This is a genomic window from Corynebacterium breve (genome assembly GCF_030252165.1).
Classification (GTDB): domain Bacteria; phylum Actinomycetota; class Actinomycetes; order Mycobacteriales; family Mycobacteriaceae; genus Corynebacterium; species Corynebacterium breve.
This window is the reverse complement of record NZ_CP126969.1, coordinates 440,171-465,894: the sequence shown is the minus strand read 5'-3', so window position 1 is coordinate 465,894 and position 25,724 is coordinate 440,171. Positions and strand designations below refer to the sequence as shown.

The following is a 25,724-nucleotide window of genomic DNA, read 5'->3' as shown; positions in this document are numbered from 1 at the left end:
TCAAAGTGGTGTAAAAGACACAGGCCACGGTGGGCCTTGCGTACTAGACCACTCTAGCGCGAAGTAGGGAGAGTGCCGAAGAACTAAGCCAACGCTTCTACGAATTGGTCGATGTCATGCTCGGTGTCTACGGATTCCAGCACCTGCGCTGCCGCCTGAAGAAGTGTTTCATCCACATCGCCCGCGAAGCCGCGGATGAACGGGTAATCCTCGGCAACGTCGCCTGCCGCGAATGGCGCACCGGCCCAAATTGCCGCGATGGTGGCTGCAGCCTGTCCGTTGAGGACCTCGTCGTCAGTAGCTGCGTCTGGGTCTGCAGCAAGTAGACATGCATCCCGGACTGCCTCGACGATGTCTTCTTCTTCAAGATCGGCGAGCTCGTCGAGGAAATCAATGTTGACATCCTCCGCGAAGATCTCAATATCCCAAGCACTCATGATTTGCTCCTAACAATTCAAAGTGAGACCGATCCTAGGCAGTCTCTATCTGTCTGTATTAATGCCTACTTGGTATCGGGATGCTTTGTCCACTGGACATTAATGCTCAGCAAACCTTGCCCATCTAACCGTATCTTCCCCTACTGCTATCAAGCAGGCAATCCCCTAAATTGTGTGTGGTTGGCCACGTGTCTTCATGGATTTTTCATAGCGTCTGCTATCTTGTTACCAAGTTGTTACCCATTCTGAGCAAGACCTGAGAATCTAGGGGTTCAGCCAGCAGATAAGCAGCTTTTGACGCACAATAGCACCGATATAGCCAAACACTTATTCAAACGATCACACCGGGAAGGGGTAGAGAATGGAAGCAGACCGCCGTCGCGTACTGCTCTTCATTGCAGCAGGACTACTTGTTGCGACCCTCATCGGTGTCACCGTTTGGTACGCCGGCTCCCCTACCGAGAACAGGGATCAGCAAACCTCTGGTGCCGCATCGGTGGCCACATCGACGGCTCACACCGAGAAAGCCTACGGCGTTTAGCGAAACTGAATCTGCAGCACCACAGGAAGGCCACGGAGAGCTTCCGGAAAGCGACCCATATTTGCCGCCCAACGCGGTAATCGCAGCTCCCAACGGGCAGCCCAGCCCGACCGTTGTCTATCGCCCGTCTAACATCGTTCCTCTTTCGGGGTCGGAGCCAGAAACCACTGAGACAGAATCAGCATCAGCGGAGCCAGAGATTCCTGAAACCACCGAAGTTGCTCCACCAGAAGAACCTGCTGACACCGCGATGAATGCCCCTGCGACGCCAACGGAAGCAGCACCAACCGCGGAAACGACCCCGACAACCCCTGCAGAGCCAACCGGCGCGGTGACTGCAGATGAAGCACCGTTGGAAACTGCAGTTCCGACAGAGCAACCAACAACAGAGCTTGAAACCGCAGCGCCACCGGTCGCAACGACGCCCCCGGCGGAGACACAGCCTGCTGAAACACTGGAAGCAACACCAACCACAACGCTGCAGCAGGAAGGCCCCGAGCCTGGCTCACAAGAGCCACCAGCGACGAGCTGGTGGGACCACTTCCGCAATTTCTTCCGCTAAACGCGGGCGTAGAAAACCTGAGTTCCTGGCTGTCCCGTAAACGTATGGGCGCCGTCGCTTGCGGGGACCCACACAGCTGCGCCGGGGGTGAGCGTGCGGTGATCGCAACGAGCTTCGCCCGCAGTACACAACACGATAGCAGGGCCATCACTATCGACGACGAGGTCGTGTTCGCTGAGGTCATGGCTGCTCACGATGAAGTCATCCACGGTCACTGGGTACGCCACTTCCCCGTCGGTTGATTCGGTATCGACCATCGGGTGGGCAAGCGCTGTGAAGTCCAGCACGCGCACCAATTCCGGAACGTCAACGTACTTGCTGGTGAGCCCACCTCGCAGTACGTTGTCCGAACTCGCCATCACCTCGACGCCAAGCCCATGCAAGTACGCGTGGAGCTGACCAGCGCGAAGGTGAATCGCCTCGCCGGGCTGGAGCACAACGTGGTTCAGCAGCAGGGCTGCCAAGGAGCCGACATCGTCTGGATACTGTTCTGTGAGCTGTAGGAAGCATCGTGCCATGTCGCCGATCCAGTCATCGCGGTCGCGCAGTGGTGCGCAGCTTTGAGCGACAGCGTCGATAAGCGTGGTGCGCGCGGCACGCGGAATTGTGATCCACGTGGTAAATAACGCGCGCAAGCTCGCATCTTCGTGGGCTGGGTCGATCATCGTCAGGTAGCGGTCGAGGGCCGAACAGTTGAGCGCTGCGAAAAGCTCTTTCGTCTGGGCGAGCGGACGAAAACCAGCCAACGCACGGAATTCGGTCAGTGCAACAATCAGCTCAGGCTTGTGGTTGTCATCCTTGTAGTTGCGATTTCCATCGTGCAGAGGAATCCCCACTTCGTTCTCACGAGCGAACCCTTCCCGCGCCTGTTCTAGCGATGGGTGCGCCTGAATGCTCAGGGGCTCGGCAGCGGCCAGAAGTTTCACCAGGTAAGGCAACTTGTCGCCAAATTTGGCACGAACCCGTGGGCCAAGCTGGCCCTCGGGGTCCTTCGCGATGATCTGGTCCAACGGGCGATCGTCGATAAGCGAAGGGCCTCCCGGGTGAGCGCCGTACCAGAGCTCCGCCTCCGCGGTCGAGGCTGGGGACGGCTTGCCACACAGGTCTGCGAGCATGGTTCGAGAACCCCAAGGATAGTTTCTTAAAGATCCGGTTAGTAGTTCCATGATCGTGCGGGGCTCCTTAGACTCCATCGGATGCGGGTTGGTCTTGCAGTGCAGTGGCTGCAAGACCTCTCACCGCTAAGCGAAGGGCTGTCGCTGCATCGCCGAGCCCCGAAGGGGCACAGTTCTCAACGCGGGCATGCGACAGCGGGGCCTCTTCTTCGGCCCAGATAACGGCTTTCAACGGTACCAGTTCGTTCGGGCCGTCAAGGATTGGGTCGTAGAATATGTCATTCTGGGCCCCTGTCTGCTCCAACGCTTGGGGTAGCTCAGCTGGGGAAACGTAGCTTGAAGCGAGTCCTCGTGCAGACCACACGGAAGCGATCAATTCCGCTACCCCCATGCCTGTTCGGCGGAAACCCGAGTGCACAATTCGCGCGCCTTGAGCGTATCCGCGAAGCTGCCGCGCGGGGTTCACAGTCTCGTCGCGTTCTGGGGAAAGCTGCTGGATCTCTTCGTCTACGGCATCTGCTAAGTCGGAGAATCGTTGGGACACGATGGCTGCGTCCTCGTCGAGGCAGTCGAGCACTGCCCCAACAGCGGCGATCCCTCTCACCGGGGAGGCACCGGCAACCGTAGGAAGCGCAGGAAGGACGACTGCGTCGCTGGGCGCGTCCTCCAAGATTGGCCCTCGTGCCGGGCCCGCAAGAATCACTGTGGCGCCACGGTGGCCTGCCGTGATCAGCGAGCGCGACAACGTCTCATCATCGGCCACGTCGCCTACAAAAAGCACGACATCCAGTGCGCCGATGTAGGCCGGCATCACATCGGCAATCACAACTGGCAGGCGCAGCGGGCTGCGTTGCTGGACGACGAAGCGCGCAGTCGCCTTGGCAATTTGATCCGTCGCAACGATCACGACGCTTCGCGGCTGCATCCCATAAAGATCGGCGAGTTGCTCACACGCGCCGGCAATTGCGCGCAATTGGGCACCTTCATGGGCGACGTCGAAAAATCGTACGGTTTCGACATCGTAGTGTCCGGCGCCTTCAAAGTACTCCTGGCTTTCCATAGAGACTAAGAATAGGGCTTTTAGGTGCGAATAATGTTGAGAATTTCTGCTGATAGCGTATCAACCTGGTCACGGGTTTCCGCCTCGACGTTCAAACGCAGCAACGGTTCGGTGTTCGACGCGCGTACGTTGAACCACGCCTTGGTGCCCTGCAAGGTCACAGTCACACCGTCCAGCCGGTCTACTTGGTCGATGCGGTCTTCAAACGCATCGAGCACCCTCTGGGTGGCGGCCACCTGGTCGTCGACAGTGGAATTGAGCTCACCGGAAGCGATGTAGCGTTCATACTTGGCCATCATCTCCGACAACGGGCCATCGAATTCTGCCAGAGCCGCAAGCACGTGCAGCGCAGCCATCAGACCGGAGTCCGCGTTGAAGAATTCGGCGAAGTAGTAGTGTGCCGAATGCTCCCCACCAAACAGCGCCTTGTGTCGCGCCATCTCCGCCTTGATATAGCTGTGCCCGACGCGAGTGCGGACAGGCACACCACCGGATTCTTCAATGATCTCTGGCACCGCACGGGAGGTAATCAGGTTGTGGATGATCGTTCCGCCCGGGTTCTTTTCTAAGTAGCGCTGCGCGACCAGCGCCGTGATGGCCGAAGGCGACACCGGCTCACCCTTTTCGTCGATCACGAAACAGCGATCTGCGTCGCCATCGAATGCTAGGCCAATGTCGGCCCCTTCCTGCACGACGAAGTGCTGCAAGTCAACAAGGTTCTTCGGATCAAGCGGGTTCGCCTCATGATTTGGGAAGGTGCCGTCGAGTTCAAAGAACAACGGACGGATGTCCATATCGCCTAGCACTGCCGGGACCGTCAGACCAGCCATACCATTGGCAGCGTCCACCGCGACGACCAAATTGCGCTCCGTGTTAACCGGAACCAAGGTACGCAAGAATTCCGAATAGGCGTTGAGCACATCACGCTTGTCGACGACGCCCGGTGCACCCTCATAGGCCGGGACCTCGTCGACAAGCATGTCAGTGATCTCGGACAACCCGGAATCCTGGCTAACCGGAGTAGCACCGCTGCGGCAGAGCTTGATGCCGTTGTACTGAGCCGGGTTGTGCGAGGCTGTGAACATAGCGCCGGCGCACTTCAGGCTGCCTGCCGCGAAGTAGAGCTCATCGGTAGAGGTGAGGCCGAGATGAATCACATTGAGACCCTGTGAGGTGACGCCCTCAGCGAAAGCGTCCGCCAACGCTGGCGACGAGGGACGCATGTCATAACCGACCGCGATGGTGCTTTCACCTTCACCACGCAAAATGTGGGCAAAGGCAGCACCGGTATCGCGAACGAATGCCTCGTCGATGCTCTCGCCGACGACGCCTCGAACGTCGTAGGCCTTGATAACCTTGGTTACTTCCTCACGGGTACGCATGAAAAATCCTTGCACTAAAGGTTGGTGTTATAAAACACTCAGCATACCCGGAGTGCAAGGATTGGCGGACTCTAGTCTTCCCCATCCGGCTCTGCATCGGGCACTACGCGAAGGTGTGCGCGGCGAGCGTGCTTGTATTCTTCAACGCGTCGAGTGCGATGGATGGGGTGATTCGAGGTGTTTGGGTCGGTGTAGTCGTGGGTCGCCTCGTACTCGATTGGGTCCTCCCCCGGGTCGACAAGCCCAGTGGTCACCCGACCGGCCTCGCGCACGGCCTCAGCCAGGGCAGTGATGTCCTCGTCATCCTCATCGATGTCGATGTGGTTGACGCGCAGCATTTCCCAGCCCAGTGGTGCGGTGATACGGCCAGCATGGTGTTCGCACAGATCCCACGAATGTGGCTCGGCGACTGGCGCTAGCGGACCAACAACAGCTGTTGATTCCGCATAGGCGTAGGTCAATGTGGCTACGGCTGGTTTGCCGCAGCCGGTACGGCAGCAACGACGGAATTTACTCACGGTCACCAAGTCTAAACCCCAACTTTAGATTTGAACAGTCCCCGGCGGCGTGGCCACCCCTATTAACGGATTTCTCCCCCTAGGATCATAACCATGAACGTCGCAGATCCGCTCCATCTTCGACCCGCTCGCGACCGACGCGGGCGCGGCGCACGCGGCCCCCTTCTCCCGGTGGGAGTGCCACGGTACCGATCGCGCTCCATGAGCTTTGACCAGGCGGTTCTCGAAGCATATGCCCCACTACAGAACGCCTACTTCGATCAATTGGTCGGCGTGGATCTAGCCGTTGACACGGTGCCACGCATGCGCCTTCGCACTGACATCGCAATTCTTCCCGACGACATTGTCGCTGACGGCCCGGTCCCCCTCGGGCGCGTTCTTCAGGCAGGCGTTGACCCCCAAGGTCGCCCGACCCGTGCGCGCATTGTCATCTTCCGCATGCCAATTGAGCAGCGGACGTCCAATGCGCAAGAACGATCAGAACTCCTCACGTGGATACTGACCGCACTAGTGGCGAATTACCTTAACATCGACCCGGCCGATATCGACCCGAGGTTTCAGTAGCAATTCATCGATTATTTACTTTTAGCCAATCTGCTTCTTCAGGCGGCGGCGTTCACGATCTGAAAGGCCACCCCAAATTCCAAATCGCTCGTCGTGCTCCAGTGCATATTCGAGGCACTCATCACGAACACCACAGGCTTGGCAAATTCGTTTCGCTTCGCGGGTTGAGCCACCTTTTTCTGGAAAGAAAGCTTCAGGATCAGTTTGCGCACACAGCGCCTGGTCCTGCCATTCTTGCTCCATCGCGGTGAACAGTTCTTCCAAAGTCAGTTCACCTGCAGCTCCCCCACGGAGGATTGCGTTGTCAGCCATGTCTTCCACGCCCTGCCCCTCTCCGTTGGTCGGTCTTTCGGTCTCAATTTCATAACCCACCGTACCCACCTTCTCCACGGGCGATGGATTACTTATTACACAATTGTGATTACACACGTTGTCTCTAAATAGCGTCAACCTCAAAGTGTGAAAACCGCCAGGCTCTAAGGTTCTTACCAGGTGAATCGCCACACGAGTCACACCCGCAACATCCAACCAGGACCAGGGGGAGACCTTGGGGGTACTACATCTAGTGCCACTCGCCTCTCCGGCAACTAGTTCCCTCGTCAACCGGCGTGTCGGCTAGGCATCCGGCGAAAAGCGCACTCCAGAATCTGGAATGACAACTCCCGGCCACACACGCATGCCACCCATCAGCTCGCACCGGGCACCAATCGAAGCCCCCTCACCGATTACGCAGTCCGTAATGCGGGCGTTCGCCCCAATAGTGGCCCCAGCAGCGATAATGGAGTTTTTCACCACTGCGCCTGGTTCGATCGTGACGCCATCAAAGATCACGGAGTCGTCGACACGCGACCCAGCGCCAATCTCAGCGCCACGCCCCACCGCAGTGCCGCCGACCAAAATGACTCCGCCGGCGACGCCCGCGCTTTCGTCGACAAAGCTCTCGCCGGTCTTACCCTTAAGTAGAGGTGAATACGCGATGCCACGCACAAGGTCCGAGGAGCCCTGCACAAAATCGTCGGGGCGCCCCATATCTCTCCAGTAGGCCGTATCCACATGGCCGACAACCTTCGCGCTATTGGCCAACAGCTTCGGGAACGTCGTGCGCTCGACAGAAACAACGCTGTCGGCCGGAATTTGTTCGATGATTTCTTTCTTGAACACGTAGCAGCCGGCGTTAATCTGGTCGGTCGGCGGATCTTCAGTCTTTTCCAAAAACGCCAAGACATTTCCATCGCTATCCGTTGGCACCGATCCAAACGCGCGAGGATCCGGCACGCGCACCAAGTGGAGGGTCACATCCGCGTCGTGGGAAGTGTGCGTTTCCAGGATCTCTCCGAGGTTTGCTCCTGAAAGCACGTCGCCGTTGAACACCATTGCAGTGTCATAGCGCAAGTGGTCATAGACGTTGCGAATACCGCCACCGGTGCCTAGCGCTTCTTCCTCCACGACATATTCGATTTCAAGGCCGAACTCTTCACCGTTGCCAAAATATTCCTCAAACACCTCGGCTTTAAACGATGTACTCAAGATGACGTGTTCCATCCCCGCTTCCTTGATGCGCGCAAGTAGGTGCGACAGAAACGGGAACCCAGCCGTAGGAAGCATCGGCTTGGGAGTATTCACGGTCAAGGGGCGCAGTCGTGTGCCGCGGCCACCCACCAGGATCACTGCATCGGTGGTAGAAGGCTGTGCCATCGGTTCTTACCTCTTTTACTTAAGTTGATTTCTGATTGATTCGTATCTCATGCTTTGCGACGAGCCGTGCGACTCGCCCACAATGTCTGCGCATATCCGCGTGCCTTGAGCCCCAGCCACAACACCGCCCGGAGCGGAGCCTGCCACATGTACGGGTGGCGATCCGCTTGGAAACGATACGCAGAGTCGTGGTGCGCAGGGACCGTCACCCTACTGTGCTTGTTAGCTGAGTGACCTTGGTCATGCATTATTCGTGCTTCCGGGCAGAAAATACTCTGCCACCCGGCGCGCGTCAGCCGATCGCCGAAGTCTACGTCCTCCATATACATGAAGTAACGCTCGTCGAAACCACCAACCTCTTCGAAGGCTTCCCACCTCACCAACAGGCAGGCACCGGACAGCCAGCCCGCCACGCGTTTGTTATCCATATCGGCGTCGTCTTTGTACGCCTTAGTAAATGGATTGCCCGGCCACACTCCGGACAAAAGTGCGTGACCGATACCCGTCACCACATTGGGCACTGCGCGGGCAGACGGATACGCGGACCCATCTGCCTCTTCAATGCGCGGCCCTACCGCGCCCGCCCGAGGCTCGGACTCGATGCAATCCAGCAAACGGTCAATTGAGCCTGGGAGGAATTCGACATCGGGGTTTGAGATCAAGAAGAAGTTCGAGTCGATCTCCCCCGCTTCCCGCTGCGGACGCAGGTAATTAGCCGCGGCATTAATCGCTCCCCCGTAGCCGATGTTGCCGCCTGTCGGCAGAAATACGACCGTGGAATTGTCCCGTGCAGCTGCTTCGGGCACGCCGTCGGTCGAGCCGTTGTCCGCCATGATGGTGACAACGTTGCGATGCGTCGCCTGGGGCAGGGATTCTAAGAATGCTCCTAGGTGACGTCCGGGCGAATACGTCACGGTAACTATGGCTAGTGGCGCTGCTGGCCCGCCGCCCTGCTGGTTGGGATTGTCGTTTTTACACACAATGTTCTAAGCATACCCAGAACCTGATGAACTCACGATTGCAGATCCTCATTTCGATGGAGTGTGTCGTATAATTCCTTGACGGCCCTCTCCGCCCCCGCGGAGTTAGATTCGAGAAAGGTGCGTGACGTTTGTGAGCAGGTCTTATCGCTACGCGCGCGATATCCAAGCTGCTCCGTCGCAACGTCGTGACATCACGCAGTCGGGCAATACTGCGACCAAAACTTTGCTGACTTTCCTCGCCGTTGTGATTTTGGCTATATCCGCTATCGGCTATGGCACAGTCGGACGCCTAGGCAATCAGATCTCCGCTTCCGAGCTATCACTTGGCGGTGGCTCAGGGGTCAAGGGCAACGCCCCTGATGGTGCGATCGACATCTTGCTTGTTGGCTCCGATTCGCGTACCGATGCCCAGGGCAACCCGCTTTCCGACGAAGAACTCGCCCGGCTCAACGCGGGAGTGTCCGACGGCGAACTCAATACCGACACCTTGATGGTCATCCGCGTGCCCAATGACGGCTCCCGCGCCACAGCCGTGTCGATTCCACGTGATACCTATGTTCACGACGACGATTACGGCAACCTCAAGATCAACAGCGTCTACGCCAACTACGCCGCGGACAGGCGCGCGGAGCTCCTCGAGGACGGCGCCGAGGAGAACCGCAAACTCGAGGAGAAAGTTGCAACCGCTGGCCAGCAGGGTTTGATTAGCGCGGTAGCAGACCTCACGGGTATCGAGGTAGACCACTACGCCGAGGTGGGCCTGCTCGGATTCGTTCTCCTTACCGACGCCATCGGTGGCGTCGACGTCTGTCTCAACGAGGACGTTGACGACGAGTTCTCCGGCGCCCACTTCCCTGCTGGAGTATCCACGCTCGACGGCACGCAAGCCTTAGCCTTCGTCCGACAGCGCCACGGCCTGCCCCGCGGCGACCTCGACCGCATTGTGCGCCAGCAGGCATTTATGGCCTCCCTCGTGCAAAAAGTCCTCAGCGCTGGCACTCTCACCAACCCAGCGAAGCTTAGCGATTTGGGCAACGCCGTGCAGCGCTCGGTGACTATCGATCAAAATTGGGACATCCTCGCTTTTGCTTCACAGCTGGCGAACCTGGCAGGCGGAAACGTCACTTTTACGACGATCCCCGTCACGTCCATCGACGGCACCGGCGACTTCGGCGAATCCATCGTCACAGTCGACTCAAAAGAAGTGCACACGTTTATGGACGAACTTCTCAATCCACCAAAGCCAGACCCAACGCCGACTGAAGAAAAACCGGCTGAAGAAGAGGACAACACCTTCGAGGGATACTCGGTTCACGTACTCAACGCGGGCCAGATCTCGGGCCAAGCAGGAGGCGTCGGAGCTTATCTCGAGGAAAACGGACTGGCAGTCGCCGAGGTGACCAACGCCATCGAGGGCGTGTACTCCTCATCCCAAGTAGTGGCGGCCGACCCCAATGATCCGGCAGCGTTGAAGCTTGCCGAGATGCTCGGCGGGCTCGAAGTAACCGCTAACGAAGGCCTCGATTCCGCCACGTTGATCGTCGTTACTGCCGACGAGTACGCGGGACCAAAATCCAACGTCAGCGATGAAATCGATACTCCCGAAGAACCGGTTGGTACTCCAGGTGCTGACTTCGGCGAGGCCGAAGTCGCCCCCGAAATCGATGCCGGTGGCGACGGCCCGCGCTGCGTCAACTAGTCCGCGAGACATCTCCACTCGGTTTTCCTTACGATGGGTGCCATGAGCATGCTTGAACCCTTGCTAAAGCACGATCCCGCGTCTCCACGTCTGACTGTTTACGACGAATCAACTGGTTCTCGGATGGAATTTTCCGGTGTCACCTTGGACAACTGGGCAAACAAGATCGCGAACATGATGACGCAAGAGTTCGACTCCGATCCCGATTCAGCAATCCGCATTGATCTTCCCGCTTCGTGGCAGGCCGCGGTAATCCCCCTCGGCATCATCGCTGCGGAGCTCACTCCCCTTTTCCAAGGCGACGCCGAACTCGTCTTCACCGACCTCGAAGGCTACGAGCGCTGGCCCGATGCAGATGACGTTGTCGTGGTATCCAACGATCCATTTGGTCGTGGCGTGGTCGAATCGGGTGGCACGCTCCCCCTCGGCGCAATCGATTTCGGCCCAACAGTGCGGTTCTATGGCGACCAATATTTCGGCGCGTCCCCTGAATTGGCACAGTTCCGGGTAGACGGTGTCGTCGATAAGCGATACCTGACTACCGGGTGGTCCACTGACGACGACTTTCGCAACCGCATTCTCGCGCCACTCGCTGCGGGAGGTTCCGTGGTGATTGTTACTGGCATGGCATCGACGCAGCGACTTGATGAGATTGCCACGATCGAAAAGGTGACAGCGCGTCTGGAATCCTAAATCCCAATGTCCACATGTGTGGGATTTCAAACAGCTCACCCCCGCGCAGGGGTGAGCTGGGTTAATTGCCTGCGCTGTAGTGAATACAGTCACTAAGTTCAAAGGAAATACATTTCCGAAAGGTGACACAAACATGAACTTTTCCTTGACTCGTAAAGCAGGCGCGACTCTTGCTGCTACTTTCCTCGCAGCAACTGCACTGACCGCCTGCTCCAGCACCGACGAGGGTTCCGCCGACGCACCAGCAGTAGACAACGCTGACGGCCGCGGCCCGATCACTTTCGCGATGGGCAAGAACGACACCGACAAGCTCATCCCAATCATCGACAAGTGGAACGAAGAGCACCCAGACGAAGAAGTCACCCTCAGCGAGCTCGCGGGCGAAGCTGACGCACAGCGCGAAACCCTCGTGCAATCCCTGCAGGCAGGCAACTCCGATTACGATGTCATGGCTCTCGATGTCATCTGGACCGCCGACTTCGCAGCGAACCAGTGGCTCGCACCACTCGAAGGCGACTTGGAGGTAGATACCTCTGAGCTTCTGGAAGCCACCGTGGAGTCCGCAACCTACAACGACACCCTTTACGCTCTTCCCCAGAACACCAACGGCCAGCTGCTCTTCCGCGACGCAGACAAGGTCGCAGAAGCGCCAACTACCTTCGACGAGCTTAAGGCATCGTGCGAGGAGGTTGAAGGCGACTGCCTGACCACTCAGCTCAAGCAGTACGAGGGACTGACTGTGAACACCGTCGGCTTCATCGAAGGTTGGGGTGGCTCCGTCATCGACGACCAGGGCGCACCTACCGTGGACTCCGACGAGGCAAAAGAAGGCCTTCAGGCGCTTGTCGATGCCTACGAGGACGGCACCATCGCTTCCGGCTCCACCGCAGCCACCGAGGAAGAGACCAACCTCGCGTTCACTGAGGGCAACACCGCATACGCGATCAACTGGCCTTACATGTACACCAATGCTGTCGACGCTGGCATCAACGTAGAGGTGCAGCCACTCGTTGCCAAAGACGGTGTCGGCGTGTCCACCCTGGGTGGCTACAACAACGGCATCAACATCAACTCCGAGAAAAAGGCCACTGCGCGCGACTTCATCGAGTTCATCATCAACGAAGAGAACCAGACGTCCTTCGCTGATGCTTCCTTCCCACCAGTCCTCGCATCCATCTACGATGATGAAGCACTGATCGAAAAGTACCCTTACCTGCCAGCCCTGAAGGAATCCCTGGAAAATGCGGCACCACGTCCGGTGTCCCCGTTCTACCCGGCGATCTCCAAGGCAGTTCAGGACAACGCGTACGCAGCACTCACCGACGGCAAGTCCGTTGACGATGCGACCGCAGACATGAAGGCTGCAATCGAGCAAGCCTCCAACTAGTCATTCAGATTTCAGCCCGCACTGACGTTTCCGACAGTGCGGGCTTTGTCCACTAGGAGGTTTTCCATGGCCACAGCCACCGCGACACCCAAGAAGCAACGCTTCCCCGACGCGAAGCAAGCATCCCTCCTTGTCACCCCAGCTCTCATCGTGCTCGCGATCGTGATCGGCTACCCGATCGTTCGCGCCATCTATCTGTCATTCCAGCAAGACAAGCATCTCGACCCTTCTACCGGCATCTTCGTCGACGGCGGGTTCGCAGGCTTGGACAATTACCTCTACTGGATCACTAATCGCTGCATGACCGGCACCGGCGAAGTAGGCGCGTGTCCTCCCGGAACACTGGCCACCGACTTCTGGCCCGCTGTGCGCATCACCTTGTTCTTCACCGTCACAACCGTGGCATTGGAAATCGTTTTGGGCATGATCATGGCGCTGATCATGAACGGCAACTACAAAGGTCGCGGTTTCGTCCGCGCCGCGGTGTTGATCCCGTGGGCGATCCCCACCGCAGTGACCGCGAAGCTCTGGCAATTCATGTTCGCACCACAAGGCGTGGTCAACTCGCTGCTGGGCCATTCCATCGCATGGACAACCGATCCCTGGGCCGCACGCACCGCCGTCATCATCGCCGACGTGTGGAAAACAACTCCATTCATGGCGCTGCTCATCCTCGCCGGCCTGCAGATGATTCCGGGCGATGTTTACGAGGCCGCCCGCGTCGACGGCGCCTCCCGCTGGCAACAGTTTTGGCTGATCACGTTGCCGTTGGTGCGCCCCGCACTCATGGTTGCGATTCTGTTCCGCACCCTCGATGCGCTGCGCATGTACGACCTGCCAGTCATCATGATTTCAGCCTCCTCGAACTCCCCTACCGCCACGATTTCGCAACTAGTCGTCGAAGACATGCGGCAGAACAACTTTAACTCTGCCTCAGCGTTGTCAACGTTGATCTTCTTGCTCATCTTCTTTGTCGCCTTTGTGATGATCAGGTTCCTCGGCGCCGACGTCGGTGGAGGCACAGCGAAAAAGCAACCGAGGCGTCGTCGTAAAGCAGAAGTGGAGGCAGCACAATGAAGAAAGTCACTCACTACCTAGGCATACTTTTCATCATGTTCTGGGGCCTCGCCCCGTTTTATTGGATGCTGGTTACCGCGTTCCGCGACAAGGCGCACACCTTCGACACGACACCGTGGCCGACGTACCTCACGCTGGATAACTTCCGCGACGCGCTGGCCACAGACAAGGGCAATGATTTCCTGGGCGCGATTGGTAATTCGCTGATCATTAGCTTTTCGACGACCGCACTCGCCGTCATCGTCGGCGTTTTCACCGCGTACGCTCTGGCGAGGCTTGATTTTCCTGGCAAGGGTATCGTCACCGGCATCATTCTGGCGGCATCCATGTTCCCCGGTATCGCGCTGGTCACTCCGCTGTTCCAGCTGTTTGGCGATCTCGGCTGGATCGGCACCTACCGCGCGATGATCATCCCCAACATCTCGTTCGCGCTACCGTTGACGATCTACACCCTGATCTCTTTCTTCCAGCAGCTGCCGTGGGAGCTTGAAGAAGCCGCCCGCGTCGACGGCGCCACCCGCGGTCAGGCGTTCCGACTGGTGCTGCTGCCATTGGCCACGCCTGCGATCTTTACCACAGCGATCATCGCCTTTATCACCACCTGGAACGAGTTCATGCTCTCGCGCCAGCTCTCCACGACCGCAACCGAACCTGTTACCGTGGCGATTGCAAGGTTCTCCGGACCGTCGGCGTTCGAGTATCCATACGCCGCGATCATGGCTGCGGGTTCCCTGGTCACCGTGCCGCTGGTCATCATGGTGCTAGTATTCCAGCGCCGCATCGTCTCCGGCCTGACTGCCGGTGGTGTGAAAGGTTAACCGTGCGCGAACGCAAAGACCTCGTGTGGCAGACCATCATCGGGTTTGTCGGCTTCTTCGCGCTGATCTCGCTGGTTCAGGCGGTGATTAATGTGCTGCGGCCAGATCCTCTAATCTGGCCCGGAGTGCTGGCTGGCGTGTTGCTTCTTGCCACCTGGCTCTTGGTCCGGCGTTGGCTGCAATGGCGCGAAGAAAACTAGACGCTGAGGCGGTGCACCCCTTGTTCTGGTGTCCAGCACCAACTGACATTCAATCGATCTTGAAACTCGATCCGTTCGATGGAAAACAGCTTTGCATTTAGAACTGGCTCATACTGTTGACCAGATTCAACTGATGCTGCAAAGCCCCAATCTTTGTTTTCGACAGATTGTGATTTGCCCGCAAGACTTTCGATGAAAAACTTGCCAGGTGGCAGTAGCTCCAATTCAATGGAATCCTTCTCGACTCGAGACCTCGCGTTAATTTTCACATTATGGAATGCAACGGCATAGGTATCTGTATTTGCAACAACGACTCCCCAAACACTCGAATCCCCGTTTTTCCTTGTCGCCCAATATGCATGGACGCTACCGGCCACACGTTTGAGTTCGGACTCTTCCTCTTTTCTTCGAAGCTCTTCCCTCCATTCCTCTTCACGTTCATCTCGCTGCTTCTCAAGCGCTGCAGTTTGCATGTTCGCCCGTTCAGCGGCATCTTCTGCACTCTTTGATCTCTTAAATGCCACGATTGAGATCAACACCCCAACGGCCGAAGCTACTGCCCCCGCCCATTCCCCCAAAGTGCCGAGTTCCATTTTGTCCCCTTCTTGCGTCCCAACTCTTAAATCTCGAAAGCCTATTGCCTTGGGGCATAACTTACCCAGCCTTAAGGAAGTTGTCTATTCAATTAGGAACTGTGCATTCTACATACAAACAAGAAATTGTGATTGAGAACTCTAAGGCTGCGATGGCACGAAGAAAACTAGACGTCTCCACACGTGCAAGTAGTTTTCAGTATCCTCGGTGGCGACCCCTTCCCTACCGAAAGGAATGCTCATGTCTGTTGATCTAACCCAACGTTTTGCAGGAAAGTCCGTAGTAATCACCGGTGGCGCGTCTGGCCTTGGCCTTGCAGTCGCAGAGCGCATCGCTCAGGAAGGCGGGAACGTCTTCCTCGTCGACCTCAACAACGAAGCTCTCGAGGCAGCGAAGGCGCAGCTTGAGGCTGACTACCCAAACATCAAGGTAGAGATCTTCGCGGCTAACTGCGCTAACGAAGACGAGGTCAAGGCGTACGTTGCCAAGGCAATCGAGCTCTTTGGCCGAATCGACGGCTTCTTCAACAACGCTGGCATCGAGGGCAAGCAGAACCTCACCCACGAATTTGGCTCCGAGGAATTCGACCGCGTTATCGGAGTCAACCTCAACGGCGTGTTCTACGGCATGGCTGAAGTTCTCGCGCACATGGTTGAGCAGGGTGGCGGCCAGATTGTCAACGCTGCGTCCGTCGGTGGCATCCGTGGCGTAGGCAACCAGTCCGGCTACGCTGCGTCCAAGCACGGCGTCATCGGTCTGACCCGTAACTCCGCTCGCGAGTACGGCGAGAAGAACATTTCGATCAACGCCATCGCACCCGGTGCCATCATGACCGCAATGGTGGAAAACTCACTGCGCCAGATGGGCGGCGACAACTGGGAAGAAGTTGGCAAGCAGTTCGTCTCCGTCAACCCAACCAAGCGATTTGGTCGCCCTGAGGAAGTGGGTGCCCTCGTCGCGTTCTTGCTTTCCGACGATGCGTCCTTCATCAATGGCACCGTCATCCCTATCGACGGTGGCCAGCACGCTATGTACTAAGCAGTCCAATCCATTGGCTCTTTGAGCCAGCGCTTGAATCTGCGCCACACCACCCGTGAGATGGAGTGCGGTAACGCCCCCAACTCGCGGGTGTAGTTGTAAATACGGTCGTCGTTAGGCGTTCCTGCGCCGATGACCTGCACGGGAATATCTAGGTGCCATGCCCACACGCGCGTCCGTAGCACGTGGAAATTGTTGGTCACTACGATAAACCGCTCGGCATCGGGCACCAGCGCGCGAGCATTTTCTAGGTTCTCGTTTGTCGATGTCGCCCGTGGCTCAACGACGATCCGCTCCCGAGGGAAACCATTGTCGACCAGCCACTGCGCCATCGCCTCTGCTTCACCACGCCCGCTGACGATGATGTCCGCCGAGTCGACAACATCCATCGCCTTAGCCAAGCGTTCTTCGAGCAAAGGGCGCGGCCGACCGTCGATGACCTTCGCGCCGAGAACTAGAACTGGATCCACTACTGACCCATAAGGCGTTGCTTAAGAGCCTCATCCTTGCGCTCAACTTCGGCGGCCATGTTGGCCTGGTAGTCAGCCATGCGCTGCATCAATTCATCGTTACCGGTGCCTAGAATCTGCACTGCCAGTAGGCCCGCGTTCTTGGCTCCACCAATCGACACGGTAGCGACCGGCACGCCCGACGGCATCTGCACGATGGACAGCAGCGAATCGATGCCGTCGAGGTCCTTGAGTGCTCGTGGGACACCGATCACCGGCAGCGGAGTTGCTGCAGCGACCATGCCCGGCAGGTGGGCTGCACCGCCGGCACACGCGATGATGACCTTCAGGCCCTTTTCCTGTGCACCCTTGGCGTAAGCAAGCATGCGCTCTGGGGTACGGTGCGCGGAAAGCACACCAACTTCAAAAGGAATTCCGAACTCAGCGAGAACTTCTGCGGCAGGTTCGACAGTGTCCCAGTCGGAATCCGAACCCATGATGAGGCCTACTAGTGGTTGCATGTCATCTATTGTGCCACGGCTAATTACAGCCACTGCGCGGTGACCAAGAAATGCGCCGCCGAGCGGGCAATCTCGCGCGTCTTCACCACCGATTGACCGGAGACATTCACGTGCCCGATTTTGCGACCCGCTCGATAGGTTTTCCCGTACAGATGCACCTTGACCTGTGGGTAACGCTCCATAACTTCGCGAACCCGCTGCGCCATCGGCAGCTCTGGATCTTCGTCACCACCTAGTACGTTCGCCATAACAGTCACCGGGGCAGTTTGGTCAACATCACCTAGTGGCCAATCCTGTACCGCACGCAGGTGCTGCTCAAACTGGCTGGTCACACAACCGTCCTGTGTCCAATGCCCAGTATTATGCGGGCGCATTGCCAACTCGTTGACCGCCACCTGTGGCATGCCGTCTTCGTCGAGGTACTCGAACAGCTCAACTGCCAGCACGCCGGTCACGCCGAGTTCGTCTGCGATCTTCACCGCGAGCGACTGGCAGTAATCCGCCAAGCCAGCATCCATGCCTGGCGCGGGCGCAATCGCCTCCACGCAAATACCGTCGCGCTGCACGGATTCCACCACGCGCCACGGACGAACCTCACCCGATGGACGTCGCGCGACCAGCGCAGAAAGTTCGCGAACGAAAGGTACCTTCTGCTCCCCCATCAAAGGTACGTTTTCACCGAGCAGCTTTTCGACGAGCCCTTCAAGCTCCTCCTTCGATTTCGGGAACCACACTCCATGGCCGTCGTACCCACCGCGAGTCGCCTTCAAGCACACTTCGCCGTCGACGGAGTCCCAGAAAGCATCAGCGTCCGCCACGGACTGGATCCCGGCAAATGGAGGCACCGGCGCGCCGATCTCCTGCAGTTTCTCCCGCATGACCAGCTTGTCCTGCGCGTTCACCAGCGCCTCTGGGCCCGGGTGAACGGCAATGCCGTCGTCGATAAGCGCATGCAGATGCTCGGTGGGAACGTGTTCGTGATCGAAAGTAACCACGCCTTCAGCGACTTTGCGCAAGTCATCGAGATTGCGATAGTCGCCCAGTACGACGTCAGCGATCACCTGACCCGCTGAGGAATCACGGGCCCCCGCGAGCAGTCGAAGATTAACACCAAGCTCAATCGCTTCGGTATGCATCATGCGGGCGAGCTGCCCGTCGCCGATCACGGTAACTGTAGGAGTAGCGTTCATGACAAGTAATCATACGCCCCCTTGCTTAGCGACGAACCGGCTCCCGCAATGCTTGCTCAACGCGCTTTGTGCGCCCAACGTTGGGAAAGTACACCGGCCGATCAAGACCGTACACCGCGATGGAAATTCCGCCCTTGTAGCGGCGCGCGGAATGAATCTGCTGTAGCGGAATTGAATCAACGCGAGGCTTCAACGACCCCGTTCGCGCTAGGACTCGTTTGTTCGTCACGACGAACCGCTGCCGTCGCGACCTCATCAATGGCAGAACAAATCGCCAGAATGCGAGGAAGGCCCACAGCAGCACAACTCCGTTGCGCAATTGCATGTCAATGACTTGACCAGGCTGATCCATAAACCCGACCACGATCCACAGGAGCCCGGTAATCAGTACCAACTCGAGGAACGGGAAAAACAGCGTGCTGATCGGCGCGCACATGTCAACGCGCGCGTATTCGTCTTTCCCCAGCTGGAACCGTGCCATGGAAAGAGAGCTTACCAAGGTGGGTATGCCTGTTCTAGACCTGCGGACGCAAGTGAGTGACATCGCCGGCTGAGTAGGGCGTGCCGTCGACGATGATTTCGCCAGTCGGGCTGACATCCTCCGCCACGCCGTAAACATCGCCTCCCGGCGCGATCAGCCGCACGTTTTGCCCGATCGTCGAGCACACCGCCCGGTATGCATCAAGGTCGAGGGGCTCCGACAAACGACGACCAAGCGCGTTGAGGAGGTCCGTGGCCAGCGCGGTCCAGTCATATTCGATGCCCTCTAGCAGCAATGACGTTGCATTTTCTACAGGCAAGTCCTTCTTTTCCAGCGCAACATTGAGCCCGATGCCCACCACCACGTGCGGCTTATCTCCGGAAAAGTCAGCTTCAGCGAGGATACCGGCGAGCTTCTTTCCATCAATCTGGACATCGTTCGGCCACTTCAAACGAGCCTGGGTAATCACGTCAGTTACTGCAAGGCCTGCGGTCAACGGGATGAGGCCGATGTCTTGGACGGACGGCGCGTCGATAAGCATGCTGAATGCGAACTGCGTGCCGCGCGGGGACTGCCAAGGACGCCCCAAGCGCCCCTTGCCTGCTGTTTGTTCACCAGCGATGAGCACGGCTCCTGGGGTGCCGCGCGAAAGAAGTTCAGTGTTGGTCGAACCGATTGAGTCCACATACTCAACGCTTGACCAATGGCCCTGCACGCGCGAACGTACAGTTTCGATGTCGATCTGAGTCATACCATCAGCGTACAGCTCCAAAAGGTAACGCTAGTCACTCCCTGGGGGAATGTTTCCCCTAGAAACTACCCCCGACCAGCAGGAACACAGAAAGTGACTTACATCACAGAGTTTCAAAGCTGGATAAACCCACTTCCATTGTCTAGAGTTCCAAAACATGACAGTTTCCTCAAGTTTCACGGATCTTGAAAAGCTTGCCGACAGCGCCACCACTGCCGGCAAGATCGCTGACCTGAAGAAGCGTCGCGCCGAGGCTGCCCAGCCCATGGGCGAGAAGGCTATCCAGCGCGTCCATGACAAGGGTAAACTTACTGCGCGCGAGCGCCTGGACTACCTGCTCGACGAAGGCTCCTTCGTCGAAACCGACCAGCTAGCCCGCCACCGCACCCACGACTTCGGCATGCAGGCAAAGCGTCCTGTCACTGACGGAATCGTCACCGGCTGGGGCACCATCGACGGTCGCGAGGTATGCATCTTCTCCCAGGACGGCACCGTGTTCGGCGGCGCGCTCGGCGAGGTTTACGGCGAGAAGATGATCAAGATCATGGAGCTGGCGGTCACCACAGGCCGCCCACTGATCGGGCTTTACGAAGGCGCGGGCGCCCGCATCCAAGACGGTGCCGTGTCGCTCGATCTGATCGCACAGACCTTTTACCAAAACATCAACGCATCTGGCGTGGTCCCGCAGATTTCCGTGATCATGGGCGCTTGCGCCGGCGGCAACGCATACTCCCCTGCGCTCACCGACTTCGTGGTCATGGTGGACCAGAAGTCGAAGATGTTCGTCACCGGCCCAGATGTGATCAAAACTGTCACCGGCGAAGAGATCACCCAGGAAGAACTTGGTGGCGCCATGACGCACATGACTACCGCCGGCAATGCTCACTACGTAGCTAAGTCCGACGAAGAGGCACTCGATTTCGTCTCCGACCTCGTGCATTACCTGCCATCCAACAACCGCACCTTCGCGCCACTTGAGGAACACGCGAAGGACGAAGGCTCCATCGACGACAACATCACCGCCGACGACCTAGCCCTGGACGAGATCATCCCCGACTCCCCAACCCAGCCATACGATGTCCGTGAAGTCATCGAGAAGCTTACCGACGACGGCGAATACCTCGAGATCATGGAGCAGCGCGCCGAGAACGTCGTCATCGCTTTCGGTCGCGTGGAAGGCCAGTCCGTCGGCTTCGTCGCAAACCAGCCAAGCGTTTACGCCGGCTGCCTCGACATCGACTCTTCCGAGAAGGCTGCCCGCTTCATTCGCACCTGCGACGCTTTCAACGTCCCGATCGTCATGCTTGTCGACGTCCCTGGCTTCCTCCCCGGCGCGGGCCAAGAATACGGCGGCATCCTGCGCCGCGGTGCGAAGCTGCTTTACGCCTACGGCGAAGCGACCGTGCCGAAGATCACCGTGACCATGCGAAAGGCCTATGGTGGCGCATACTGCGTAATGGGCTCCAAGGGCCTCGGCGCCGACGTCAACCTGGCGTGGCCAACCGCGCAAATCGCCGTAATGGGCGCCGCCGGTGCGGTGGGCTTTATTTACCGCAAGGAACTGGCAGAGGCTCGTGAGAAAGGCTTGGATGTCGAAGAGCTGGCCAAATCCTTCGAGCGCGAGTACGAGGATTTCATGCTCAATCCTTACCTGGCTGCAGAGCGTGGGCTGATCGACGCAGTAATCCTGCCTAGCGAGACCCGTGGCGCGATCGCACGCAACTTGCGCCTGTACAAGGACAAGAATGTCACCCGCCCGGCACGCAAGCATGGCAACATCCCGCTGTAAATCTTCTTCCAGCGAATTCCGAATTCCAGAACCCGAACGCCCTGGATGATTCGAGCACCCACTCGAAATCATCCAGGGCGTTCGGCATTTAGAATTCGGGATCTAGTTTTCACTATGAGAATTATGGTGAGGGCATACGCCCAATCCTGCAGTCCCTCCACCTTCGCCGCACGAGGATTGGGTGCGGTAGGCGATAATATCGGACGTTTTGAGTTTTCACCCATCTACTGCCCTCGTCTGACTTACCAACAAATCAAATATACTTTTATGCCAAAAACTTTATAGTTCCTGAATTATTCATCTAATATTTACAACTTATCTATTTCAAACTCTTACGGTTGACAATTGCTCACCAAAAACTTTTCCTTATAGGAGTTTTCGATGTCACTGTCCCGCCGTTCTTTCCTCACCGCCTCGGGCCTGGCTGTTTCCGCAGGCCTGACCGTTCCTACATCCGCACGCGCTCTTTCCTCCACTGGACTTTCCTCCGGCTCCTCCCTTTTCCAGGGCTTCCTTCCTAGCCGCCCAGAGATCACCCACGGTGTCGCCACTGGTGACATGCGTGCTGATGGAGCACTCGTATGGACCCGTTCCGACCGTCCAGCACGCATGGTTGTAGAGACAGCGGCTACCGAAGATTTCAACAACGCGCGTCGCTTCGTCGCAAAGCAGGCTCTTACTCCTGAGACCGACGGGACCGGTCGTGTTCGCCTTACCGGCCTTGAAGCTGGCCAGGATGTCCACTACCGCGTTACCCTGGAGGATCTCACCACCGGTGCTGCATCTGAACCAGTCACCGGCACGTTCCGCACCGCCCCTGCTGGCGAAGAGGACATTCGCTTCCACTGGTCCGCAGACGTTGCTGGCCAGGGCTACGGCATCAACCCGGACATGGATGGCATGATCGGCTGGTCCGCAATGGCAGCCCGAAGCCCACAGTTTTTCCTGCACTCCGGCGACTCGGTGTACTCCGACAATCCGATCGAGGCAGAGGTCAAGCTCGAGGACGGTCGCATCTGGCGCAACATCACCTCCGATGCGAAGTCCAAGGTTGCAGAAACTCTCGACGAGTTCCGTGGCCAGTACGCATATAACTTGATGGACAAGCACTACCTGGAGTTCAACCGCCAGGTACCGCAGCTTATGCAGTGGGATGACCACGAGGTATCGAACAACTGGTACCCGGGCGAGATCCTGGACGATCCGCGCTACACCATCGAGAAAAACGCCGATGTTCTCTCTGCACGTGGTTTCCAGGCATTCCACGAGTGGCAGCCACTGGACTCCACCATGGCCGTGGATGGACGCATCTACCGCAAGGTTTCCTACGGACCGCTCTTGGACATCTTCATCCTGGATATGCGCACCTATAAGGATGAAAACGATAAGCACCACGCCGGCGACAACGAGTACGGCTGGATCCTTGGCGATAAGCAGCGTGACTGGCTGATCAACGAGGTCAAGAACTCCACCGCAACCTGGAAGGTCATCGCAAACGACCTCCCACTGGGCATCATCATGCCGGATGGCGACAATCAGGAAGGTGTCTCATCCGGCACCCCTGGCGAGCCAGTTGGCCGCGAGCAGGAGCTCGCACACGTTCTCACCGCGTTCAAGGACATCAAGAACGTTGTTTGGCTCACCGCCGACGTTCACTACTGCGCGGCTCACGAGTACGACCCGAACAAGGCTGCCTACCAGGACTTCGCCCCGTTCTGGGAGTTCGTTTCCGGCCCGCTCCACGCAGGTGGCTTTGGTCCGAACGAAATGGACCCAACCTTTGGCCCGCGTGTGGACTTCTTCCACGGACCGGATTACGTCAATCAGTCCCCACTTGATGACATCCAGCACTTCGGCGAGGTTGACATCAACGCCGAAACCAAAGAATTCACCGTTCGCTTCATCACCACCCGCGGCAATGTCTTGTACACCAAGACCCTGCCAGCAGCGTAAGGAGATACACAATGACCGCATCTTTCAATCGTCGTCGCCTTCTTCAGGGCGGAACCATCGCAGCAGCCGCTGCAGCAATCGGCAACTTCGCGACACCGGCACGTGCAGTAGACACCGCAAACACTGCAGCGCCACTGCAGTTCAATACCGACGGCACCTTCAAGATCATGCAGTTCAATGACACTCAGGACGATCACCTCACCGACCGTCGCACCCTCGAGTTCATGGGCAAGGCACTTGACCATGAAAAGCCGAACTTCGCGCTTATTAACGGCGACGTGATCACCAGTGGCCCACAGGACAACGAGCAGGTCTACCAGGCACTAAACAATGTCGTCATGCCGATGGAATCCCGTGGCATCCCTTGGGCAGTCACCTTTGGCAACCACGACGAAGATTCAACCGAAGAAGGTGGCACCACGGTTTTCGAGCCGGAGATGACCAACTTTGTCCGCCAGTACCGGTACAACTACAACGCCCCTCTTGACGAGGCAGTATACGGCGCATCAAACACCCATCTGCTGGTCAACGGATCCACCTCCAGCTCCCCTGAGTTCGCGATTTGGATGCTGGATTCGGGTCGCTACCTCGACGACGCCCTCGCCGGCCAGCCCACCGATGAGCTACCAAGCTACGACTACATTCGCTCGTCCCAGATCAAGTGGTACCGCGATCTGTCAATCGCAACCGAAGAACAGTACGGCAAGAAAATCCCTGGCCTAATGTACTTCCACATCCCGACTTTCGAACACCGTGATATGTGGTTCGGTGGCCCTTATAACGACACCGAAGCACAGCACAAGGCGGCAGTCGCACGCCACGGCATCGAGGGTGTGAAGCACGAGGGCGTCTACGTTGGAGCGTTCAACTCCGGTATCTACTCTGCGGCGCGCGAGCGCGGCGACATCCTAGGCATGTACTGCGGCCACGACCACATCAACACCTTCCATGGTAATTACTTCGGCGTGGAGCTCGGCTACAGCCCTGGTACCGGCTTCGGCACCTACGGCCTCAACGACGGGACCTGGGACATGCACACCCTCCGCGGTGCTCGTGTCTTCGAGCTCAACGAGAACACCGACCGTGTCTACGAATCCACCCGCTTGGTCTTCGCTAAGGACCTGGGCATCGACATGAACCCAGAGCCACAGAAGATCGAGCAGCCAGAGGCATTCCCGGAGTACGTCACTCCAGGAAATTCCACTCCTGTACCAACGCCTGCTCCTGCACAGGGCAGCATTGATCTTTCTTCGAACGGCCTGTCCTCGATCTAAACCCACTAGCTAAGCGCGATATCCGGCATTTTAGGATATCGCGCTTTTACGTATCCCCAACTGGCTATTAATTAGCCCGTCCTATTGACACCAGTTTCTATTAACCTAGGGGTGTACCCATAAGCACATCCTCAAGGAGATCCAATGTGGAACAGAACACCCCCGTAGAGCAGCCAACCTACGCCATGCCACGCATCAGCGACCCAGCCCCAGAGTTTGTCGGCCAATCCACCCAAGGAACCGTCAACTTCCCATCCGACTACGCCGGCAAGTGGGTCATCCTCTTCTCCCACCCAGCGGACTTCACCCCAGTCTGCACCTCCGAGTTCATGACTTTCGCCATGATGACCGAGGAGTTCCGCAAGTACAACACCGAGCTTGTCGGCGTGTCCGTCGATGGCCTGCACAGTCACATCGCATGGCTGCGCACCATCCGTGACAACATGGACTTCCGTGGCTGGAAGAACGTCGATGTCACGTTCCCACTGATCGACGATGTCTCCATGCAGGTCTCCCAGAAGTACGGCATGATCATGCCTGGCGAGTCAGAGACCTCCGCCGTGCGTGCGGTCTTCATCATCGACCCAGCAGGCAAGGTTCGTACAATCCTGTACTACCCACTGTCTACCGGCCGTAACTTCGACGAAATCCTCCGCGTGGTCAAGGCTCTGCAGACTACCGACGAGTTCGGCGTAGCTACCCCAGCCGACTGGCGTCCAGGCGAGCGTGTCATCGTCCCCCCAGCTGGCACAATGGATGTCGCAGAAAAGCGCATGTCCGGCCAGGAAGACGGTGTCGAGTGCGCTGACTGGTTCTTCTGCACCAAGGAACTACCAGAAGACACCATCGAAAACGCGCTACAAAAGAAGTAACTCACCGCTTGACGACGAACCCCTAGCCTTCAAGGCTAGGGGTTCGCTTGTCTTTATGCTTTTTGGAAGGTCAAGTTGACC

The 25,724-nt window shown here is 57.8% G+C and carries 28 protein-coding genes; 14 read left to right on the top strand and 14 right to left on the bottom strand.

From position 1 onward, the window contains the following. Positions 1-83: 83 nt before the first annotated feature. Positions 84-437: a DUF4259 domain-containing protein gene (locus tag QP027_RS02360; RefSeq protein WP_284825695.1), complete on the bottom strand. Its 354-nt coding sequence runs from the start codon at positions 435-437 to the stop codon at positions 84-86. Positions 438-798: 361 nt separating this feature from the next. Between QP027_RS02360 and QP027_RS02355 the strand changes: the two genes are divergently transcribed. After that, positions 799-978, top strand: coding sequence for a hypothetical protein (locus QP027_RS02355; RefSeq protein ID WP_284825693.1), 180 nt, complete (start codon positions 799-801; stop codon positions 976-978). A 61-nt stretch (positions 979-1,039) separates the two neighbouring features. Continuing rightward, on the top strand, positions 1,040-1,540 hold the full coding sequence (locus QP027_RS02350) for a hypothetical protein (RefSeq protein WP_284825692.1): 501 nt from the start codon (positions 1,040-1,042) through the stop codon (positions 1,538-1,540). On the opposite strand, the gene manA is transcribed toward QP027_RS02350, so the two are convergent. The 4 genes from manA to QP027_RS02330 all read right to left on the bottom strand — a co-directional run bounded on the left by manA (position 1,537) and on the right by QP027_RS02330 (position 5,615). After that, positions 1,537-2,706, bottom strand: a complete 1,170-nt coding sequence (gene manA / locus QP027_RS02345; protein WP_284825691.1) for a mannose-6-phosphate isomerase, class I — start codon at positions 2,704-2,706, stop codon at positions 1,537-1,539. The two genes, QP027_RS02350 and manA, sit on opposite strands and share 4 nt — an antisense overlap. A gap of 16 nt (positions 2,707-2,722) precedes the next feature. Then, the gene (locus tag QP027_RS02340) at positions 2,723-3,715 is read right to left on the bottom strand and encodes a hypothetical protein (RefSeq protein ID WP_284825689.1); all 993 of its coding nucleotides are present in this window, start codon (positions 3,713-3,715) and stop codon (positions 2,723-2,725) included. Between the two features lie 20 nt (positions 3,716-3,735). Continuing rightward, positions 3,736-5,097 carry a phosphomannomutase/phosphoglucomutase gene (locus QP027_RS02335; RefSeq protein ID WP_284825688.1) on the bottom strand — a complete coding sequence of 454 codons (1,362 nt, stop codon included), beginning with the start codon at positions 5,095-5,097 and terminating at the stop codon, positions 3,736-3,738. Positions 5,098-5,168: 71 nt separating this feature from the next. After that, a complete protein-coding gene (locus QP027_RS02330; RefSeq protein ID WP_284825686.1) occupies positions 5,169-5,615 on the bottom strand; it encodes a DUF3499 domain-containing protein in 447 nt (148 codons plus the stop codon). 93 nt (positions 5,616-5,708) lie between these two features. On the opposite strand from QP027_RS02330, the gene QP027_RS02325 reads away from it, so the two are divergent. Beyond that, positions 5,709-6,179 carry a metallopeptidase family protein gene (locus QP027_RS02325; RefSeq protein ID WP_284825685.1) on the top strand — a complete coding sequence of 157 codons (471 nt, stop codon included), beginning with the start codon at positions 5,709-5,711 and terminating at the stop codon, positions 6,177-6,179. A gap of 21 nt (positions 6,180-6,200) precedes the next feature. On the opposite strand, the gene QP027_RS02320 is transcribed toward QP027_RS02325, so the two are convergent. From QP027_RS02320 to QP027_RS02310, 3 genes are all read right to left on the bottom strand, one after another. Then, entirely contained in the window at positions 6,201-6,491 is a 291-nt protein-coding gene (locus QP027_RS02320) for a WhiB family transcriptional regulator (RefSeq protein ID WP_432418617.1), read from the bottom strand. 303 nt (positions 6,492-6,794) lie between these two features. Beyond that, entirely contained in the window at positions 6,795-7,874 is a 1,080-nt protein-coding gene (gene manB, locus QP027_RS02315; RefSeq protein ID WP_284825684.1) for a mannose-1-phosphate guanylyltransferase, read from the bottom strand. 47 nt (positions 7,875-7,921) lie between these two features. Further along, entirely contained in the window at positions 7,922-8,854 is a 933-nt protein-coding gene (locus QP027_RS02310) for a glycosyltransferase family 2 protein (protein WP_284825683.1), read from the bottom strand. A gap of 133 nt (positions 8,855-8,987) precedes the next feature. On the opposite strand from QP027_RS02310, the gene QP027_RS02305 reads away from it, so the two are divergent. The 6 genes from QP027_RS02305 to QP027_RS02280 all read left to right on the top strand — a co-directional run bounded on the left by QP027_RS02305 (position 8,988) and on the right by QP027_RS02280 (position 14,731). Next, a complete protein-coding gene (locus tag QP027_RS02305) occupies positions 8,988-10,556 on the top strand; it encodes an LCP family protein (RefSeq protein ID WP_284825682.1) in 1,569 nt (522 codons plus the stop codon). Positions 10,557-10,598: 42 nt separating this feature from the next. Continuing rightward, positions 10,599-11,249, top strand: a complete 651-nt coding sequence (locus QP027_RS02300; RefSeq protein ID WP_284825681.1) for a TIGR03089 family protein — start codon at positions 10,599-10,601, stop codon at positions 11,247-11,249. 133 nt (positions 11,250-11,382) lie between these two features. Beyond that, positions 11,383-12,636 carry an ABC transporter substrate-binding protein gene (locus tag QP027_RS02295; RefSeq protein ID WP_284825680.1) on the top strand — a complete coding sequence of 418 codons (1,254 nt, stop codon included), beginning with the start codon at positions 11,383-11,385 and terminating at the stop codon, positions 12,634-12,636. Between the two features lie 66 nt (positions 12,637-12,702). Beyond that, positions 12,703-13,713, top strand: a complete 1,011-nt coding sequence (locus tag QP027_RS02290; RefSeq protein ID WP_284825679.1) for a carbohydrate ABC transporter permease — start codon at positions 12,703-12,705, stop codon at positions 13,711-13,713. Beyond that, positions 13,710-14,531 (top strand): carbohydrate ABC transporter permease, encoded by an 822-nt coding sequence (locus QP027_RS02285; RefSeq protein WP_284825678.1) that lies wholly within the window; start codon positions 13,710-13,712, stop codon positions 14,529-14,531. The genes QP027_RS02290 and QP027_RS02285 overlap by 4 nt, the downstream gene beginning before the upstream one ends. Positions 14,532-14,533: 2 nt before the next feature. Further along, complete coding sequence (locus QP027_RS02280) at positions 14,534-14,731, top strand: hypothetical protein (protein WP_284825677.1); 198 nt, start codon at positions 14,534-14,536, stop codon at positions 14,729-14,731. Here the strand turns inward: QP027_RS02280 and QP027_RS02275 are convergent. Then, on the bottom strand, positions 14,728-15,324 hold the full coding sequence (locus QP027_RS02275) for a hypothetical protein (RefSeq protein ID WP_284825676.1): 597 nt from the start codon (positions 15,322-15,324) through the stop codon (positions 14,728-14,730). The two genes, QP027_RS02280 and QP027_RS02275, sit on opposite strands and share 4 nt — an antisense overlap. 241 nt (positions 15,325-15,565) lie before the next feature. Here QP027_RS02275 and QP027_RS02270 point away from each other — a divergent pair, with 241 nt between their 5' ends. Then, a complete protein-coding gene (locus QP027_RS02270; RefSeq protein ID WP_284825675.1) occupies positions 15,566-16,363 on the top strand; it encodes a glucose 1-dehydrogenase in 798 nt (265 codons plus the stop codon). Here QP027_RS02270 and QP027_RS02265 read toward each other — a convergent pair. From QP027_RS02265 to QP027_RS02245, 5 genes are read right to left on the bottom strand one after another with little or no spacing between them, the layout of a single operon-like run. After that, positions 16,360-16,833 (bottom strand): YdcF family protein, encoded by a 474-nt coding sequence (locus QP027_RS02265; protein WP_284825674.1) that lies wholly within the window; start codon positions 16,831-16,833, stop codon positions 16,360-16,362. The genes QP027_RS02270 and QP027_RS02265 overlap by 4 nt on opposite strands. Next, positions 16,833-17,333, bottom strand: a complete 501-nt coding sequence (gene purE, locus QP027_RS02260; RefSeq protein ID WP_284825673.1) for a 5-(carboxyamino)imidazole ribonucleotide mutase — start codon at positions 17,331-17,333, stop codon at positions 16,833-16,835. Before purE ends, QP027_RS02265 begins: the two co-directional genes overlap by 1 nt. Positions 17,334-17,356: 23 nt before the next feature. Further along, complete coding sequence (locus QP027_RS02255; RefSeq protein WP_284825671.1) at positions 17,357-18,523, bottom strand: 5-(carboxyamino)imidazole ribonucleotide synthase; 1,167 nt, start codon at positions 18,521-18,523, stop codon at positions 17,357-17,359. Positions 18,524-18,548: 25 nt separating this feature from the next. After that, positions 18,549-19,004, bottom strand: a complete 456-nt coding sequence (locus tag QP027_RS02250; protein WP_284825668.1) for a PH domain-containing protein — start codon at positions 19,002-19,004, stop codon at positions 18,549-18,551. 34 nt (positions 19,005-19,038) lie between these two features. Continuing rightward, complete coding sequence (locus QP027_RS02245; RefSeq protein WP_284825666.1) at positions 19,039-19,755, bottom strand: biotin--[acetyl-CoA-carboxylase] ligase; 717 nt, start codon at positions 19,753-19,755, stop codon at positions 19,039-19,041. Positions 19,756-19,912: 157 nt separating this feature from the next. On the opposite strand from QP027_RS02245, the gene QP027_RS02240 reads away from it, so the two are divergent. The 4 genes from QP027_RS02240 (at position 19,913) to QP027_RS02225 (ending at position 25,643) form a co-directional block, all read left to right on the top strand. Further along, positions 19,913-21,544, top strand: coding sequence for an acyl-CoA carboxylase subunit beta (locus tag QP027_RS02240; protein ID WP_284825664.1), 1,632 nt, complete (start codon positions 19,913-19,915; stop codon positions 21,542-21,544). Between the two features lie 381 nt (positions 21,545-21,925). Next, positions 21,926-23,497: an alkaline phosphatase D family protein gene (locus tag QP027_RS02235; protein ID WP_284825662.1), complete on the top strand. Its 1,572-nt coding sequence runs from the start codon at positions 21,926-21,928 to the stop codon at positions 23,495-23,497. Between the two features lie 11 nt (positions 23,498-23,508). Then, positions 23,509-24,771, top strand: a complete 1,263-nt coding sequence (locus tag QP027_RS02230) for a metallophosphoesterase (RefSeq protein WP_284825660.1) — start codon at positions 23,509-23,511, stop codon at positions 24,769-24,771. Positions 24,772-24,956: 185 nt separating this feature from the next. Next, positions 24,957-25,643, top strand: a complete 687-nt coding sequence (locus tag QP027_RS02225; RefSeq protein WP_284826888.1) for a peroxiredoxin — start codon at positions 24,957-24,959, stop codon at positions 25,641-25,643. Positions 25,644-25,724 lie beyond the last annotated feature (81 nt).

Coding starts and splice junctions, on each gene's coding strand:
- manA (WP_284825691.1), bottom strand. CDS start 2,706: ATGGAACTACTAACCGGATCTTTAAGAAACTATCCTTGGGGTTCTCGA.
- QP027_RS02270 (WP_284825675.1), top strand. CDS start 15,566: ATGTCTGTTGATCTAACCCAACGTTTTGCAGGAAAGTCCGTAGTAATC.
- QP027_RS02295 (WP_284825680.1), top strand. CDS start 11,383: ATGAACTTTTCCTTGACTCGTAAAGCAGGCGCGACTCTTGCTGCTACT.
- QP027_RS02255 (WP_284825671.1), bottom strand. CDS start 18,523: ATGAACGCTACTCCTACAGTTACCGTGATCGGCGACGGGCAGCTCGCC.
- QP027_RS02250 (WP_284825668.1), bottom strand. CDS start 19,004: ATGGCACGGTTCCAGCTGGGGAAAGACGAATACGCGCGCGTTGACATG.
- QP027_RS02325 (WP_284825685.1), top strand. CDS start 5,709: ATGAACGTCGCAGATCCGCTCCATCTTCGACCCGCTCGCGACCGACGC.
- manB (WP_284825684.1), bottom strand. CDS start 7,874: ATGGCACAGCCTTCTACCACCGATGCAGTGATCCTGGTGGGTGGCCGC.
- QP027_RS02245 (WP_284825666.1), bottom strand. CDS start 19,755: ATGACTCAGATCGACATCGAAACTGTACGTTCGCGCGTGCAGGGCCAT.
- QP027_RS02290 (WP_284825679.1), top strand. CDS start 12,703: ATGGCCACAGCCACCGCGACACCCAAGAAGCAACGCTTCCCCGACGCG.
- QP027_RS02225 (WP_284826888.1), top strand. CDS start 24,957: ATGCCACGCATCAGCGACCCAGCCCCAGAGTTTGTCGGCCAATCCACC.
- QP027_RS02320 (WP_432418617.1), bottom strand. CDS start 6,491: ATGGCTGACAACGCAATCCTCCGTGGGGGAGCTGCAGGTGAACTGACT.
- QP027_RS02235 (WP_284825662.1), top strand. CDS start 21,926: ATGTCACTGTCCCGCCGTTCTTTCCTCACCGCCTCGGGCCTGGCTGTT.
- purE (WP_284825673.1), bottom strand. CDS start 17,333: ATGCAACCACTAGTAGGCCTCATCATGGGTTCGGATTCCGACTGGGAC.
- QP027_RS02340 (WP_284825689.1), bottom strand. CDS start 3,715: ATGGAAAGCCAGGAGTACTTTGAAGGCGCCGGACACTACGATGTCGAA.
- QP027_RS02300 (WP_284825681.1), top strand. CDS start 10,599: ATGAGCATGCTTGAACCCTTGCTAAAGCACGATCCCGCGTCTCCACGT.
- QP027_RS02275 (WP_284825676.1), bottom strand. CDS start 15,324: ATGGAACTCGGCACTTTGGGGGAATGGGCGGGGGCAGTAGCTTCGGCC.
- QP027_RS02230 (WP_284825660.1), top strand. CDS start 23,509: ATGACCGCATCTTTCAATCGTCGTCGCCTTCTTCAGGGCGGAACCATC.
- QP027_RS02335 (WP_284825688.1), bottom strand. CDS start 5,097: ATGCGTACCCGTGAGGAAGTAACCAAGGTTATCAAGGCCTACGACGTT.
- QP027_RS02360 (WP_284825695.1), bottom strand. CDS start 437: ATGAGTGCTTGGGATATTGAGATCTTCGCGGAGGATGTCAACATTGAT.
- QP027_RS02285 (WP_284825678.1), top strand. CDS start 13,710: ATGAAGAAAGTCACTCACTACCTAGGCATACTTTTCATCATGTTCTGG.
- QP027_RS02355 (WP_284825693.1), top strand. CDS start 799: ATGGAAGCAGACCGCCGTCGCGTACTGCTCTTCATTGCAGCAGGACTA.
- QP027_RS02240 (WP_284825664.1), top strand. CDS start 19,913: ATGACAGTTTCCTCAAGTTTCACGGATCTTGAAAAGCTTGCCGACAGC.